Source organism: Stappia sp. ABD4_338 (assembly GCF_056312175.1).
Map to the genome: position 1 here is coordinate 1,505,229 of NZ_CM149982.1, position 15,755 is coordinate 1,520,983.

12 protein-coding genes are annotated in these 15,755 nt (G+C 64.8%); 8 read left to right on the forward strand and 4 right to left on the reverse strand.

Annotated elements, in window-relative coordinates; genetic code table 11:
* Positions 1 to 20: 20 nt before the first annotated feature.
* Both ACYX4S_RS06955 and ACYX4S_RS06960 read right to left on the reverse strand, forming a co-directional pair.
* Positions 21 to 2,177: a putative bifunctional diguanylate cyclase/phosphodiesterase gene (locus ACYX4S_RS06955; protein WP_476362361.1), complete on the reverse strand. Its 2,157-nt coding sequence runs from the start codon at positions 2,175 to 2,177 to the stop codon at positions 21 to 23.
* 379 nt (positions 2,178 to 2,556) lie between these two features.
* A complete protein-coding gene (locus tag ACYX4S_RS06960) occupies positions 2,557 to 3,378 on the reverse strand; it encodes a phosphodiesterase (RefSeq protein ID WP_476362362.1) in 822 nt (273 codons plus the stop codon).
* Positions 3,379 to 3,689: 311 nt separating this feature from the next.
* Between ACYX4S_RS06960 and ACYX4S_RS06965 the strand changes: the two genes are divergently transcribed.
* From ACYX4S_RS06965 to ACYX4S_RS06980, 4 genes are read left to right on the forward strand one after another with little or no spacing between them, the layout of a single operon-like run.
* Positions 3,690 to 5,417, forward strand: coding sequence for an ArnT family glycosyltransferase (locus ACYX4S_RS06965; protein ID WP_476362363.1), 1,728 nt, complete (start codon positions 3,690 to 3,692; stop codon positions 5,415 to 5,417).
* Complete coding sequence (locus ACYX4S_RS06970) at positions 5,414 to 6,340, forward strand: phosphatase PAP2 family protein (protein WP_476362364.1); 927 nt, start codon at positions 5,414 to 5,416, stop codon at positions 6,338 to 6,340. Before ACYX4S_RS06965 ends, ACYX4S_RS06970 begins: the two co-directional genes overlap by 4 nt.
* Positions 6,337 to 7,155, forward strand: coding sequence for a glycosyltransferase family 2 protein (locus ACYX4S_RS06975; RefSeq protein ID WP_476362365.1), 819 nt, complete (start codon positions 6,337 to 6,339; stop codon positions 7,153 to 7,155). Before ACYX4S_RS06970 ends, ACYX4S_RS06975 begins: the two co-directional genes overlap by 4 nt.
* A gap of 6 nt (positions 7,156 to 7,161) precedes the next feature.
* The gene (locus tag ACYX4S_RS06980) at positions 7,162 to 7,479 is read left to right on the forward strand and encodes a lipid-A-disaccharide synthase N-terminal domain-containing protein (protein ID WP_293717370.1); all 318 of its coding nucleotides are present in this window, start codon (positions 7,162 to 7,164) and stop codon (positions 7,477 to 7,479) included.
* A 15-nt stretch (positions 7,480 to 7,494) separates the two neighbouring features.
* Here the strand turns inward: ACYX4S_RS06980 and metC are convergent, their stop codons facing one another.
* Positions 7,495 to 8,670 carry a cystathionine beta-lyase gene (gene metC, locus ACYX4S_RS06985; RefSeq protein ID WP_476362366.1) on the reverse strand — a complete coding sequence of 392 codons (1,176 nt, stop codon included), beginning with the start codon at positions 8,668 to 8,670 and terminating at the stop codon, positions 7,495 to 7,497.
* Positions 8,671 to 8,981: 311 nt separating this feature from the next.
* Here metC and ACYX4S_RS06990 point away from each other — a divergent pair, with 311 nt between their 5' ends.
* The 4 genes from ACYX4S_RS06990 to ACYX4S_RS07005 all read left to right on the forward strand — a co-directional run bounded on the left by ACYX4S_RS06990 (position 8,982) and on the right by ACYX4S_RS07005 (position 13,598).
* Positions 8,982 to 9,998, forward strand: coding sequence for an amino acid ABC transporter substrate-binding protein (locus ACYX4S_RS06990; protein ID WP_476362367.1), 1,017 nt, complete (start codon positions 8,982 to 8,984; stop codon positions 9,996 to 9,998).
* 257 nt (positions 9,999 to 10,255) lie between these two features.
* Complete coding sequence (locus ACYX4S_RS06995; RefSeq protein WP_476362368.1) at positions 10,256 to 11,458, forward strand: amino acid ABC transporter permease; 1,203 nt, start codon at positions 10,256 to 10,258, stop codon at positions 11,456 to 11,458.
* Between the two features lie 4 nt (positions 11,459 to 11,462).
* Entirely contained in the window at positions 11,463 to 12,764 is a 1,302-nt protein-coding gene (locus ACYX4S_RS07000) for an amino acid ABC transporter permease (protein ID WP_476362369.1), read from the forward strand.
* Between the two features lie 39 nt (positions 12,765 to 12,803).
* On the forward strand, positions 12,804 to 13,598 hold the full coding sequence (locus ACYX4S_RS07005; protein WP_293717365.1) for an amino acid ABC transporter ATP-binding protein: 795 nt from the start codon (positions 12,804 to 12,806) through the stop codon (positions 13,596 to 13,598).
* A 126-nt stretch (positions 13,599 to 13,724) separates the two neighbouring features.
* Here ACYX4S_RS07005 and ACYX4S_RS07010 read toward each other — a convergent pair whose 3' ends face one another.
* Positions 13,725 to 15,755 (reverse strand): EAL domain-containing protein, encoded by a 2,031-nt coding sequence (locus ACYX4S_RS07010; protein ID WP_476362370.1) that lies wholly within the window; start codon positions 15,753 to 15,755, stop codon positions 13,725 to 13,727.

Here is a 15,755-nt window from a genome sequence, read left to right on the forward strand (position 1 = left end):
TTCTGTTTCGCCCGCTGCGTTCACGCCTGCGGCGGGGAGCGCAGATAGTCCAGCAGTTCGTGTTCGTTCGGGGTCGGGCGGCCGAACAGATATCCCTGGGCCAGCACGCAGCCGTGATCGCGCAGAAATGCAAGCTGCTCGGATGTTTCCACGCCTTCGGCAACCACCTCCAGCCCGAGCGCCTCGGCAAGTCCCAGGATCGCCTTGACGATGGCTGCGTCTCCGGGGTCGGCATCGACATTGCTGATGAAGGAGCGGTCGATCTTGAGACGGTCGACGCGGATCTGCTTCAGGTGAACGAGCGAAGCGTATCCCGTGCCGAAATCATCGAGCGCGACGCGCACGCCGCGCTGGCGCAGGCGGCGCAGCGTCGCGGCGATCTGCTCGGCCCAGCGTCCCAGAATCACGGTTTCCGTCACCTCGATCTCGAGAGCTTCGGGCGGATGGCTGAATTCGGCGATGAGCTTTTCCACGATACGGAAGAAATCCGGGTCGCGAATCTGCGCGGCCGAGACGTTCACCGAGATGACGCCAGGGGGATGGCCCGCCGCCCGTAGGTCCGCCGCCCGCTTCAGCGCCTTGCGCAGCAGCAGCGTTCCAAGCGGAACGGCAAGGCCCGTTTCGTCGGCGAGAGGGATGAACTCCGCCGGGGAGACCGGTCGGCCGTCGAGGGTCCAGCGCGCCAGGGCCTCAAAGCCCGAGTGGCTGCCATTGCCCGTGGTCACGATGGGCTGGAAGGCGATGTCCAGTCCGTCACGCGCCAGTTCCGCGCGCAGGGAGCCGGCGAGGGTGGAGCGACGATCGCGAAACCGCGTCATGTCGGGTGCGTAGACGGCCCGTGCGCGCGGTGAGCTGTTGCGGGCTTCCGACAGGGCGATGTTGGCGTGCCTCATCGCCTCTTCGGCCGTGGCTCCGTCGCGGGGGAACAGCACGCCGCCGATGGAGACGCTGCAGGTGACCGTGGTTCCCTTCACACGGATGTCCTGGTCGAGCCGCTCGGAAAAGCGTGTCATTGCCGCACCGAGTTCGGCTTCCGATTCCATTCCGGAGAGCAACAACGCGAACTCGTCGCCGCCAAGTCGCGCGGCGAGATCTTCCGGAGTCGCGAGGGCAAGCAGGCGCTCGGCGAAGGTGCGCAGGTAGGTATCGCCCGCGCCGTGGCCAAGAACGTCGTTGATTTCGTTGAAGCCGTCGATGTCGAAAACGAGGAGAGCGCCCTGGCCCCCGTCGTCCCGATGCAGGGCGATCTCGTCATCGAGCCGCCTGTTCAGCACCATGCGGTTGGCCAGGCCGGTCAGGTCGTCATGCTCGGCCAGCCGTCGCAGCTCGCGCTCCTGACGGCGTTGCTCGGACACATCGAGCACCAGCCCGCTCCATACGGTTGTGCCGTCGGGCCGGCGCTCCGGGCGTCCGCGCCCCTCGAGCCATTTTGTCCGGCCCGATGGCGTGAGAATGCGCCATTGATGGAACCAGGGTTCGAGGCTTTCGTTGGCCTGTTTCAGGGAGGCTTTCAGGCCGGAAACGTCCTGGGGATGGATCTGGCGCCAGGCGAGGCCCGGATCGCGTCGGATTTCTTCCGCCGAGTGCTCCCAGATCTCCTGGCAGGCCGCGCTCAGGAAATTCACTGTCTCGCGGCCGCTCGTGTCGGTTTGACTATGAAAGGCGGCGCCTGGAATGCTCTCGGCGAGGGCGCGGAGCTTCATCTCGCTCTCACGCAGTGAGGCGAACGCCGAAATCTGGGCATTGATGTCGGTGACCATCACGATCCAGGTCTCGGCGTTTCGGTCCAGACCGGTCAGGCCGCGCGCGACAACCCAGTGTTCATCCGCATTGTCGTGAAGGATGCGAAAGGTGGCGCTCCATTCGCACCGCTTTTCGATTGCCCAGGCGAGGATCCCGTCCACCCGTGGAAGATCCTGGGGATGAATGCGCTCACGCAGTCTGTCGAAAGCACCGCCGACCGCATCCCGCGGGATGCCCCAAACGCTCCTGCAGTTGGCGCTGATGTCCTCGACGCGAAGACCGTCTTCACCACTCGACAGCCTCAGCACCGAAAAGGGCAGGGTGTTGTCGAACAGGATGACCGCTTCGCCATCCGTGTCGATCCAGACATCGGCCGAACTGTTGGCGGCCGGGGATTTCGGGGCCGTGGAATTGTTCGCGCGCTTGACAGTCAACGGTTGGTTTCCGTCGCTCGTGTTGGTTCGCTCGAAAAGATGTTTCATGCGCTGACGTGGCACGTCACATGAATCAGTCTGGCACAGGAATGCGCGAAGGAACAGGAGGTTGTTTCTATCGGGAAAATAAACGCAATAAGTTTAATCGAGGGGAGACCTGCGTCGACGTACGGTTTTCGGACAGGTTTCTCCTGGGTCGAATGAGATCGACTTGAGGCGCGCCGGAAATTTCCGCAGCGGTGCGCGCTGGCCCTCGAAACAGTACAGCGTGCCTGAAGGGCGGTGCTTTCGGAATAGTTCGAACGGCCGGTCCGACACGCGCGAGTGCGTGCCAAACTGGCCATCCGTTCAATGAAACGCCCGGGTCAGGCTGGCGCGGTTACCAGGAAACGCCTTCGTCCGTGTAGAAGGGGAAGGGCCCCGGGTGGGCTTCCACATAGGCGAGATGGCTGACGACACCCGCGCCCGCATCATGCGTGTGCAGGAAGAACGCGGGGGGCTCCATGATGAATTCGCCGTCGTCTCCGTCGGAGAGGTCGAGCTTGACCTGATGTGCCGTGCTGGGGGCCAGGGTCATCACCGTTCCCGCGACCGAGGTGATGATGGTGCGATGCACGTGGCCGCACATGACGCGCTCGACATTCGAGTGGCGGGCGATCACTTCGGCGAATCCGGCGGTGTCGGTCAGTCCGATTCCATCCATGTGGCGGATGCCGGTGGTCGCGGGGGGGTGGTGCATGGCGACGAGCGTCGGCATGTCGGATTCGGAGAGGGTGGCGTCGAGCCACGCGAGCTGTGCCTCGCCAAGGGTTCCGTAGGGAACGCCCGCCACGGACGTGTCCAGCGCGACGAGACGCACGTCGCCGATGGTGACGGCATAATGGATCTTGTCGGCGCTTCCCTCGTTGATCGGTCCGACCCCGGTCAGCGTCTCGCGCATGAGCGCGGAGGAATCGTGATTTCCCGGAATCACATAGACGGGAGCCTTCAACCGATTCACGAGGCGCTGGACGCCGGCGTATTCGACCTCGTTCGGTGTATCGGCGAGATCGCCCGTGATGACGATCGCATCGGGCTGGGGCGTCAGTGCGTTGAGTGCGTCGATGGCGCGCCCGGCCAGCATGTTGGTTTCGCTCACCCTGTAGCAGGCAAGGCCGCGCGGGCGCAGGTGCAGGTCGGTGACATGGGCAATCACGGTCATATGGATGGTCTCCAGGGCCGGCCGCGCACTGGCTTTGCAGGCGAATCCCGGCGCTTCTAGCGAAAAGGGGCCGTTCCGTTCGTTATCGGAAAAGCGTGTCATGTTGAAGTCTTGGGGGTGTTGAGCGTGTGGTTCCGGTCACGCTTGGCGTGCGATCATGCCGCAACGGCCGCGCATGGCTGGTATTGGAGCGTTCCAACGGTTTCCCTTTCGCGCGCGCTCATGTAGGAAGCGCGAGGTCGGCGCGCCCGAAGGGCGAGGCCGCGAACGGGTGCGCCATCGGGGGGCGGCGCAGAAGCAGGCAAGCGACAATGAGCGACACGGCAGCGCACGAGATTGGCGAACCGGGCCCACGCCCGGGACAGGGCTGGCTGGCGCGTCTCTTCGGCCATCGCGTGCTGGCCCCGCTCGCGCTTCTGGTGCTTGCGGTTCTCTTTCTTTCTCCCGGCGTGATGCAGGTTCCCCCGCTCGACCGGGACGAGCCGCGCTACACCCAGGCCACCAAGCAGATGGTGGAAAGCGGCGACTTCATCGACATCCGCTTTCAGGATCAGGCCCGCCACAAGAAGCCGGTGGGAATCTACTGGCTTCAGTCGGCCGTCGTCGAGGCGAGTGGCCTGGGGGCGGGTGCTCCGATCTGGATCTACCGCATACCGTCTCAGGCCGGTGCGGTTCTTGCGGTTCTGCTGACCTATTGGTGCGCGAGGGCCTTCGCGGGTCCGGCTGCCGCCTTCATGGCGGGAGCGCTGACGGCCGCGACGCTCATACTGGGTGTGGAGGCCCGTCTGGCCAAGACAGACGCCGTTCTGCTCGCCTCCATTCTGGCGATGATCGGCGCGCTTGCCCGCATCTGGCTGGCTCGCCATGCGCCACCGGTCTCGCGTTCCCGGCGCTACGGCCTTGCGGCGTTGTTCTGGATTGCCCTTGCCGTCAGCGTGCTGGTGAAGGGGCCGGTCGGCCCGATGGTCGTCGGCCTGACGATCGTCGCCCTGTGCGCGGCCACCCGCGAGATTGCCTGGCTCAAGCGGCTTTATCCTCTCGCCGGCCTCATCGGCTTCGTGGCTCTGGTCGCTCCCTGGTTCATCGCCATACACAACCAGACCAACGGCGCGTTCTTTGCCGAGGCGGTCGGCAAGGATCTTCTGGGGAAGGTCGCGACGGGGCAGGAAAGCCACGGCGCGCCGCCGCTGACCCATCTGGCGGCCGCGCTTGGCACGTTCTGGCCGCTGCCGGCTTTCGTCGTTCTCGCGCTGCCCTTTGCCGCGCGCGCGCTCCGGACGCCGGCGATGCTGTTCACCCTGTGCTGGGTCGCCCCGACCTGGGTGGTGTTCGAACTCACCGCGACCAAGCTGCCTCACTACACCTTGCCGCTTCTGCCCGGGCTTGCGATTGCCGCCGCCGTGCTTCTGACGGATGCCAAGGCGCCGCCGTCACGCGGCTGGCGCATCGCGGCCGCGGCCCTTCTTGTCGTACCCGCCGTCGCGGTCGCCGCGGCGAACCTCGTTGTGCCCGTGGTGCTTGGTGTCTGGCCGTCGCCCCCCGGCGCGCTGATCGCGGTCTTCGCGCTGGTGCCGGCGTTCGCGGCGATGCGCCGCATGGCGCGTGGCGCCGCCGGCGAGGCTCTTGCGCCCGCGCTTGGCGCCGGCGTGCTGCTGGTGATCGCCACCTGGGCCTTCACCATGCCCGCGCTCAGCCCGATCTGGATCAGTCCGCGTCTCGCCGATGCCGTCAACGGCTATGCGGGCTGTCCCGATCCGCAGGTCGCGAACGTGGGCTTCAACGAGCCGAGCTACATCTTCCTGCAGGGAACGGACACGCTGCCGTCGTCGCCGCAGGGCGCCGCGAGCTTCCTGCTCGAGGCCGATGGCGCATGCCGTGTCGCCGTGGTGGAGGGGCGCGAGGAAGCCGCTTTCCTCGCCGCACTTGCCGAGGCAGGGCATGAGCTGCCCGCGAGCACGCAGCGCGTCACCGGCCTCAACATCAATGGCGGCGACGATCTCGATTTCGGCCTTTACCGAGCCACGGACATGACCCGATGAGCGACGACCAGACCAATGCCTCGCCTGCGCCGGACAATGCCGGCGGCCTTGCCGCGCGCTGGCGCCTCGCCCGCCGCAACGCTGTACGCATCCGCGAGGCCATACGCGTCCGCGAGCAGCGTGTGGCGCGCGAGCGTCCGCCGCTGCGGCCCGGTCACCGGCCGCAGGACATTCTGGCGGTGCTGCTTCTGACCGTCGGTGTCGCCGTGATCGTGCTCGATATTCCGACCTATCCCTGGCTGCGCTCGCTCCCGGGCGAGTACCGCAACGCCTTCGCCGCGATCACCGATCTTGGCAAGGGGCACTGGATCCTCTGGACCACGGGGCTCTACTGCCTGCTGACGCTGGCGCTGGACTGGGACCGGCTCGCCTTTCGCGCGCGCATGGCGCTCGGCGCCATCTGGACCTATTCCGCCTTCGTTTTCACCGTGGTTGCGACGAGCGGTGCCATCGTGCTGCTGCTCAAGTGGGTGCTGGGGCGCGCCCGGCCGAAGCTCTACCAGGAAGTCGGGCCCGTCCATTTCGACTTCATGTCGTTCAAGGGCGCCTACACGAGCTTCCCCTCCGGTCACTCGACCACCATCGCGGCGCTGGCGACCGCGCTCGCGATCCTGTTCCCCAGCTACCGCTGGCTGATCGCGGTGTCCGCGTTCTGGATCGCCTTCAGCCGCATCATGGTCGGTGCGCACTATCCCAGCGACGTGATCGCCGGCACGCTGCTCGGCATGAGCGTCGGCGTGGTGATCGCGCGCTGGCTCGCGCAGCGCCGGCTCGGGTTCGTCTATGACGAGAGCGGGTCGGTGTGTCCGCTGATGGGGCGCGTGAGCTTTCGCGCCTCCGCGCGCGCACTGTGGCGCGCCATGACCGGCGCCCGCCCGCTGACGAAGAGGGGCGATGTCCCCGCGAGGGAGACCGCGCGATGAGCGCAAGCCTGAATTCCGCCGCGCCGGACATTTCCGTCGTTGTGCCCGCAAAGGACGAGCGGGACAATCTCCCCGTTCTTGTCGACGAGATCTCCGCCGCGCTGTCGGGACGGACGTTCGAGATCCTTGTGGTTGACGATGGTTCGGATGACGGGACTTCGCAGATGCTGGCGGAGCTTTCCGGCCGGATGCCGCACCTCCGCGGATTGCGCCACGCGGTTGCCTGCGGGCAGAGCGCGTCGGTGAGGACCGGGCTGCGTCATGCACGCGGCGGCATTGTCGTCACCATCGATGGCGACGGCGAGAACGACCCGGCCTATATTCCGGCGCTTGTGGAGGCGCTGGAGAACGCCGGTCCGGGCGTAGCCCTTGCCGCCGGGCAGCGTGTCGGGCGCAAGGCCAGCCGGGCGAAACGCATCGCTTCCAGGCTTGCCAACCGTCTGAGAGGGGCGCTGCTGAAGGACCAGACGCGCGACTCGGGCTGCGGGTTGAAGGCGATCCGCCGCGAGGTCTTCCTTCAGCTTCCCTATTTCGACAGCTGGCATCGCTTCCTGCCGGCGCTGGTGCTGCGCGAGGGCTATGGGGTCACCCATGTCGACATCGTCGACCGGCACCGCCGTCACGGAACCTCGAAATACGGCATCTTCGACCGTGCGCTCGTCGGTGCGCTCGATCTCTTCGGCGTGTGGTGGCTCCGGCGCCGGCGCAAGCGGGTGCCGCAGGTCAGCCGCGTCGCGGGCTTCGTGGGAGAAGCTTCGGCAGGGACGGTTTCAGGAAACGGGCAGGCCGCGGGTGCGGCGCCCGTGAAGGAGTAAGTTCGCGTGTTCGACCAGCTTCTCGACTGGCTGCATCTGGTGTTCGTCCAGCGTTTCGACGCCTGGGTGCTGCTGGGCTTCGTCGCCCAGGGCATGTTCATGATGCGTTTTGTGGTCCAGTGGATTGCCTCGGAGCGGGTGGGACGCTCCATCGTGCCGGTTGCCTTCTGGTTCTTCTCCGTGGCCGGCGGCAGCCTGCTCTTCGTCTATGCGATCCAGGCCGGCGACCCGGTCTTCATCGCGGGGCAGGGGCTCGGCCTGCTGATCTATTTCCGCAACATCTGGCTGATCTTCAGGGAAAAGCGGCGCGATCCCACCCTGTGAGACCGCGCCGTATCCTTATCCCCTGAGGGCGGCGAAGCTCGCCTCGAGGTCGGCGCGGATATCGGCCGTGTCCTCGAGGCCGATGTGCAGGCGGATGCTCGCGTTCCCGGGCACGGGCGTTGCCGTGCGCGCGCCCTTCAGCCGCACCGGGATGGCCAGGCTTTCGAAACCGCCCCAGGAATAGCCGAGACCGAAGAGCTCCAGGGCGTCGAGGAAGGCGCAGGACTGCTCGAAGGTGACATCGTCGGTGAAGTCGAAGGCGAAGAGGCCGCTCGCTCCGGTGAAGTCACGCGCCCAAAGGGCGTGGCCGGGATCGTTCTCGAGGCCGGGATGCCGTACGCGGGATACCTCAGGCCGGCCTTCCAGCCAGCGGGCGATTTCCAGACCGCTTTCCATGTGACGCTCGAGGCGAACCTTCAGGGTGCGCAGTCCGCGCAGGCCGAGGTAGACGTCGTCGGGTGCGACATGCATTCCCAGCGCGCCATAGGTTTCGTCGAGGCGCTCCCATGCCCGCTCGCTGGCCGCGACCGTGCCGAGCATGGCGTCGGAATGGCCGACGAGATACTTGGTGCCGGCCTGGACGGAGAGATCCACCCCGTGCCCGATGGCGTCGAAATAGACCGGCGTCGCCCAGGTGTTGTCCATGACCACGAGCGCGTCACGCGCGTGCGCAGCCTCGACGATCGCCGGGAGGTCCTGTATCTCGAAGGTGAGGGAGCCCGGCGCCTCGGTCATGACGGCGCGGGTGTTGGGCTTGAAGAGCTCCGCGATGCCGGCGCCGATGGCGGGGTCGTAGTAGTCGACCTCGACACCCATGCGTTTCAGCATCTTCTCGGCAAGGTTGCGGGTCGGCCCGTAGACGCTGTCCGTCACGAGCAGGTGATCGCCGGAGGAGACCGCGCTCAGCAGGGCAAGCGAGACCGCGCCGAGGCCCGAGGGAGCGAGGTGCGCGCCATGGGCACCTTCAAGCTCCGCGACCGCGTCCTCGAGCGCGTTGGTGGTCGGGTTGCCGCGACGGGCATAGTGATAGGTCTGGGCTCCACTCAGCATTGTCTTCGTGTCGGGAAACAGCACGGTCGAGGCATGGACGACCGGCGGGTTGACGAAGCCGTGGAACTCCTTCGGATACCGACCCATGTGCGCGAGACGGGTTGCCAGTCCCTTGGCGGGAGTCTTTTCGGAAGAGGACATTGAGGACCTTTCGCTGACGCGGAACATTTGGCGGGGAGGTTTCGGGACAGGGCGGATTACCCGGCGGCGAGCAGATTTTTACAAATCACGTTTAACTTTACGTCGCCCCTTGACCCTAGGCGATAAATGCCATCGAATGCTCTCATGAGATGGCGATGGTGGCGCCCACGGTAGACCATAAAAAATGGCCGGGGCACCACTGGGGGGAGTTTCCAGTGCATTTTATTGGATTTGGCAGCAGTCTCCTCCCTGATGGCGTGATCTCTCAAACACCCAATAACATACAGGGCAACAGAGAAGGCTGCATATCCATGACGACAAAAATCCTTCCGATCGTGCTTGGCGCGGCGCTCGGCATGTCTGCCGTGGCCGCCTCGGCGGCTACGCTTGATGACGTCAAGGCGAAGGGGTTCCTGCAGTGCGGCACAAACACCGGCCTCGCCGGGTTCGCCGCGCCGGACGATTCCGGCGAATGGACCGGTCTGGACGTTGACGGCTGCCGTGCGGTCGCTGCCGCGATCTTCGACGACGCAAAGGCCGTCAAGTTCACCCCGCTGACCGCCAAGGAGCGTTTTACCGCTCTGCAGACGGGCGAGGTCGACATCCTGGTGCGCAACACCACCTGGACCATGAGCCGTGACACCACGCTCGGCCTGAACTTCGCCGGCGTGAACTATTATGACGGCCAGGGCTTCATGGTCCGCAAGTCGCTTGGCGTGACGTCGGCTCTCGAGCTGTCGGGCGCTTCGGTCTGCGTGCAGACGGGCACCACCACCGAGCTCAACCTGACCGACTACTTCAAGGCCAACGGCATGGAGTACAAGCCGGTCGTGTTCGAGCAGCTCGCCGAGGTCAACGCGGCCTATGACGCGAACCGCTGCGACGTCTACACGACGGATGCCTCGGGCCTGTACTCGATCCGCCTGCAGCTCACGAACCCGGGCGATCACATGGTTCTGCCGGAGATCATCTCCAAGGAGCCGCTCGGTCCGGTCGTGCGTCAGGGCGACGACCAGTGGTTCAACATCGTGAAGTGGGTCAACTTCGCCATGGTGAACGCCGAGGAGCTCGGCGTGACCTCGCAGAACGTCGACGAGATGAAGTCCTCGGAGAACCCGAGCATCCGTCGTCTGCTGGGTGTTGACGGCAAGTTCGGCGAGGACATCGGTCTCAGCAACGACTGGGCCTACCGCGTCATCAAGCACGTCGGCAACTACGGCGAAGTGTTCGACCGCAACGTTGGTCCCGACACCCCGCTCGGCATTGCCCGCGGCATCAACGCTCTGTGGACCAAGGGCGGTCTGCAGTACGCTCCGCCGATCCGCTAAGCGGGCGGACGGTCATTCGGTCCGGCGCGCGGGGAGCGCGCCGGACCCTCCTTCCTTGAAAGAAAAAGCCGGCACAACGAACCTGGAAAACCGGGTCGAAACCAAGCCGGCAAAGGGCAGACAACGGGTCGCTAGCGCCTGGTTTCCGAGAGGCGGAAAACCAGTCGTCCCGAACGCTCCGCAGGTGCGGGGAGCGGGATGGCAGGGGTTGATGCCACCGGAGCGGGCGTGATCCGGGCGAGGGGATATTGGCAGAGATGACTCCTGCGAGCGCCGCCTTCGGCGAGCGTCCGGGTGGCCGTCGGGCTACATCCTGGTTCTACAATCCGCAGATTCGCGGTGTCGTGTTCCAGGTGCTCGTTCTGGTCGCCATCATAGGGCTGCTGGCCTTCTTCGCGTATAACGCGAGAACAAATCTTCAGAACGCCGGCATCGCTTCCGGCTTCGGCTTCTTCTCGGAACGCGCCGGGTTCGACATTTCCCAGACGCTGGTCCCGTATACCAACGACAATTCCTATTTCCGGGCCTTCATCGTCGGTCTCGTAAACACGCTGGTGGTGGCGAGCATCGGCATCGTGCTGGCGACGATCATCGGCTTCATCGTCGGAATCGCGCGTCTTTCGAAGAACTTCGTGATCCGGCAACTCGCCACGGTCTATGTGGAAGTGTTGCGCAACATACCGCTCCTGCTCCAGCTCCTGTTCTGGTACAAGGCGGTTCTTTCGGTCCTTCCCTCGCCACGCCAATCGCTGGAACCCGTCTCCGGCGTGTTCCTCAACAATCGCGGCCTGATCCTGCCGGATGTCGTGGCGGGACCCGGATCCAATCTCGTCGGCCTGGCGCTGATCGCCGGCATCGCCGGGACGGTCGGCATGGTGCGCTGGGCACGCAAGCGGCAGGCGGCGACCGGACGCCAGTTTCCCAGTTCCCTGGCCGGTCTCGGCCTGATCGTCGGATTGCCGCTGCTGGCCTTCGTGCTGGCGGGCTTTCCCATGTCGCTGGAGTTCGCCGAACTCCGGGGCTTCAACTTCGCCGGCGGCACGGTCGTGCATCCGGAGTTCCTGGCGCTGCTGCTTGGCCTGTCGCTCTACACGGCGTCCTTCATCGCCGAAATCGTGCGGGCCGGCATTCTCGCCGTCTCGCACGGACAGACGGAAGCGGCCTTCTCGCTGGGATTGCGGCCTCGGCGCACGCTGCATCTGGTCGTCGTGCCCCAGGCCATGCGGGTCATCATTCCGCCGCTGACCAGCCAGTATCTCAACCTGACCAAGAACTCGTCGCTCGCGGTTGCCATCGGCTATCCCGACCTGGTGGCCGTGTTCGCCGGAACGGTGCTCAACCAGACGGGGCAGGCGGTGGAGGTGATCGGCATCACCATGCTGGTCTATCTGACCCTGTCACTCGCGACGTCGGCCTTCATGAACTGGTACAACGCGCGCATGGCGCTGGTGGAGAGGTAAGGCCATGAGCAAGATCTCCATCGCCTATGTGCGCAAGGACGAGAGTCCGAGCCTTCCGCCCCCGGTGACCAGAACGGGTCCTGTCGGCTGGCTGCACGAAAACCTGTTCTCGAGCATCGGCAACACGATCCTCACCGTCCTGGGTGTGCTGATCCTGGCGCTGATCCTGCCGCCGGTGATCCAGTGGCTGTTCATCGACGCGGTGTGGACCGGCGATAGCCGTGAAGCCTGCATCGTTCCGGGAGCGGGGGCCTGCTGGGCCTTCGTGGAGGCGAAGTTCGGCCAGTTCATGTACGGACGCTATCCGCTTGAGGAGCGCTGGCGGGTCGACCTGACGGGCATCCTGTTGCTGGCGGGGCTCATTCCCGCGGCAATACCGCGCGTGCCCTTCAAGCGCGAGACGGTTCTCTATCTTCTGGTGGTGTTCCCGATCGCGGGCTTCATCCTGCTGACCGGCGGCAATGTCGACCTGTCGCTGGATTTCTGGATCGGCTTCGCGGTCTTCGCGGCGGCTGTGCTCGCCGTCGTGACCGGTGTGTGCGTCTCTGCGGGACTGTCGTTTCTCGAGCCGCTCAAGGGAACGGCCGCGGGATTGGCCGCGCTTGCAGTGGTGTTTGTCATCGTGTCCTTCGACTTCGGGCTCGAGCCGGTGGAAACACAGCTCTGGGGCGGCCTTCTGGTTACCCTGGTCGTTGCCATCGTGGGTATCGTCGCGTCTTTCCCGATCGGCATCCTGCTGGCGCTTGGGCGCCGGTCGAAGCTGCCGGCCGTGAAGATGATCTCGGTGATCTTCATCGAGTTCTGGCGAGGCGTGCCGCTCATCACCGTGCTGTTCATGTCTTCGGTGATGCTGCCGCTGTTCCTGCCCGAAGGCGTGAACTTCGACAAGCTTCTGAGGGCCCTGATCGGTGTCGCCATGTTCGCGTCCGCCTATATGGCGGAGGTCGTGCGCGGCGGTCTTCAGGCCATCCCGAAGGGGCAGTACGAGGCCGCTGACGCGATGGGGCTTTCCTTCTGGCAGGGCACGCGGCTCATCATCATGCCGCAGGCCCTCAAGCTGGTCATCCCGGGCATCGTGAACACCTTCATTGGCCTGTTCAAGGACACGAGCCTGGTGCTCATCATCGGCCTGTTCGACCTGTTGGGCATCGTCCAGTTCAACTTCTCCGACTCGAACTGGGCCTCTCCGAACACGCCGGCGACGGGCTTCATCTTCGCCGCCTTCGTTTTCTGGATCTTCTGCTTCGGCATGTCGCGCTACTCCATCTACATGGAGCGCCGTCTGCATACGGGGCACAAGCGCTAGATCTTCCGAACGGACATCCATTTCTGGAGCCAAACTGACATGAGCGACACCGCTACCCAGAGCGCCGGAGTCAACCGGTCCAAGATGATCGTGTCGGAAACCGACGTGGCCATCGAGATTTCGAACATGAACAAGTGGTACGGGGACTTCCACGTACTGCGCGACATCAACCTCAAGGTCATGCGTGGCGAGCGCATCGTCATCTGCGGTCCCTCGGGATCCGGCAAGTCGACGATGATCCGCTGCATCAACCGCCTTGAGGAGCATCAGGCCGGCTCCATCACGGTGGACGGCATCGAGCTGACCGACGACCTCAAGCGGATCGACGAGATCCGCCGCGAGGTCGGCATGTGCTTCCAGCACTTCAACCTGTTCCCCCATCTCACGATTCTGGAGAACTGCACGCTCGCGCCGATCTGGGTGCGCAAGATGCCCAAGGCCAAGGCCGAGGAAATCGCGATGCACTACCTGGAGCGGGTGAAGATCCCGGAGCAGGCGAACAAGTACCCGGGCCAGCTCTCGGGCGGTCAGCAGCAGCGTGTGGCGATTGCCCGCTCGCTGTGCATGGCCCCCAAGATCATGCTTTTCGACGAGCCGACATCGGCGCTCGATCCGGAAATGATCAAGGAAGTGCTCGACGTCATGGTCGGGCTCGCCGAGGAGGGCATGACCATGCTGTGCGTGACCCATGAGATGGGGTTCGCCCGGCAGGTCGCCAACCGCGTGATCTTCATGGACGCAGGCCAGATCGTGGAGCAGAACGAGCCGGAAGCGTTCTTCACCAACCCGCAGCACGAACGCACGAAGCTCTTCCTGAGCCAGATCTTGCACTGACAGCGCAGCGGGTCAGCCTTCTGCGGCAGCAGGAGGCCTTGCCAAACGACAAGGGCCGCCCTCGAGGCGGCCCTTTTGTTATCCGCTGTTCAACGCGACATGCGGCGACGCGGGAAGAGGTGCGTGTCAGGACGCGCTTCTTGCCGAAACGTCCCTGTTTTCGAGCCCGATATCGTCCTGTCGCGGGCGCGAGGCATAGGAGATCGCTTCCTCGAGCGGCATTGCCTTGGCAAAATACCAGCCCTGGATGACATCCACGCCGCAGTCGCGAACGATGCGAAGCTGGGCGCGGGTCTCCACGCCTTCGGCCATTACACGATAGCCGAGGTCGTGGCACAGGCTGGTAAGCCGCCCGTAGACGATGCGTCCGCGGTCCTCAGAGGCGTTCAGGAGCAGTGTGCGGTCGAATTTGATCGTGTCCACCGGCAGGCCGGCAAGCAGGTTGAGGTTTGAGTATCCGGCGCCGAAGTCGTCGATGGCGATGCTCAGGCCCGAGGCGGCGAGACGCCCGATATTGGCCGGGATTTCCGGGTCGGACCTCAGCCCGCGCTCGATGATCTCGAAGCAGACCGGCGTGCCCGCGAAGGTCTCGATCAGCCAGTTGACCGTGTTGCGGTCGGCGATCGTGTCGGGGTGCAGGTTGACGCCCAGAATGACGCCCGGGTTGGCGGCCTGAATGCTCGGAAGGTCCTGGAGCACCTGACGGCAGACCCAGCGATCGATGAGCTGGGCGAAACCGGCGTTCTCCAGGGTCTCCAGAAAGTAAGGGCCGACGTAGTGGTTGTCCTGCACCCAGACCCGCAGCAGGGCCTCGAAGCCGATGCAGCGACCCGTGTGCCCGTCGATCTTGGGCTGGTAGTGCACCGCAAGCTGGTTCTCGCGGACAAAGTCCACGGCCTGGCGGGTCGCCTCGCTGTTGCGCAGGAGCATGGACTGGACGTCCTGCACCGCGCGCCCGTGCTGGTGGCGTATGCGGTCGTCGAAATCCGCGCCCTCGCTCAGGAAGGAGCTGTCGGAGACGGTGCCGCGACTCTCGGCGTAGCGGATCACGAAGGGGGCATAGATGGCCGTTCCGATAATCATGAGACCTGCCTGCAGCAGCACGGTCCATGCCTGGCCCGTCTGCAGGAAGACATTGAGGAATATCGGAGCGATCCACGGCACTTCCTCGGCGAAAGCGACGAAGCCGATATAACTGATAACCGTCGTGGCGATCACCTGGAAGACGACCGGGACCAGGACGAAGGGCAAGAGCAGGCGCAGGTTGAACACCAGCGGCAGGCCGAAGACCAGGACCTCGGAAATGTTGAACACCGTGAAGGGCAGGGCGATCAGGGCAATCGTGCGCATATGCTGGTTGCGGGCGAAGACCAGCACGGCGAGGGCGAGGCAGATCGTGCCTCCCGATCCGCCGAGGTTCACGAAACTGGTCATGAACATGTCCCGCGTCATCCCGTTGGCCACGCCGAGCGTGCCGAAGGAGGGATCGACCGCGAGATAGGCAAGATTGGTCCCGTGAAGGCCGAAGAACCAGATGAGCTGGGATCCGATGAGGAACAGCGCCAGGCTTGCCTGCTGACCGAGATCCAGGAACAGGGGCGCGCACAACGCATAGGCCGCATCGCCCGCCATGTGCAGCACCTTCATGAGGACAAGGGCCGACAGGAAGGCCAGCACGGCGGGAACCAGCATGTTCAGCGCGTTGGCGAGATTGTAGCTCAGCGCGCCATAGGTCACGCGGGGAAGGGGAATGCGGTTGGCGAGGCGCAGGATCAGCAGCGACAGAAGCGGTGCGACCACCGCGTTGACGGACGCGAGAGACGCGGCTGCCGCATCGTCGACGGGGGCCGTGCCGTAGGTGTCGAACAGGAAGACGGCAAGCGCGAGCCCCGCGCCGGTCACCCGGTCGATGCCGAACAGGATCGAGAGGTGGAAGGACACCGAAATCGCCAGCATCACGGGCACGGCGGTGTCGAGCATGCGGGCAATGGCGGCGAGTGTGTCGAGTGTCAGGAAGGGAATCTGGATGCCGCTGTAGATCAGGCCGAAGTCCACCAGCCGTATCGCCGACATGAGTACGACGAACGGCAAGAGCGCGATGAAAGCCTCCTGCAACGAGAAGCGAATGCTTTCCGCCTGATGAAATAACGACTTCAT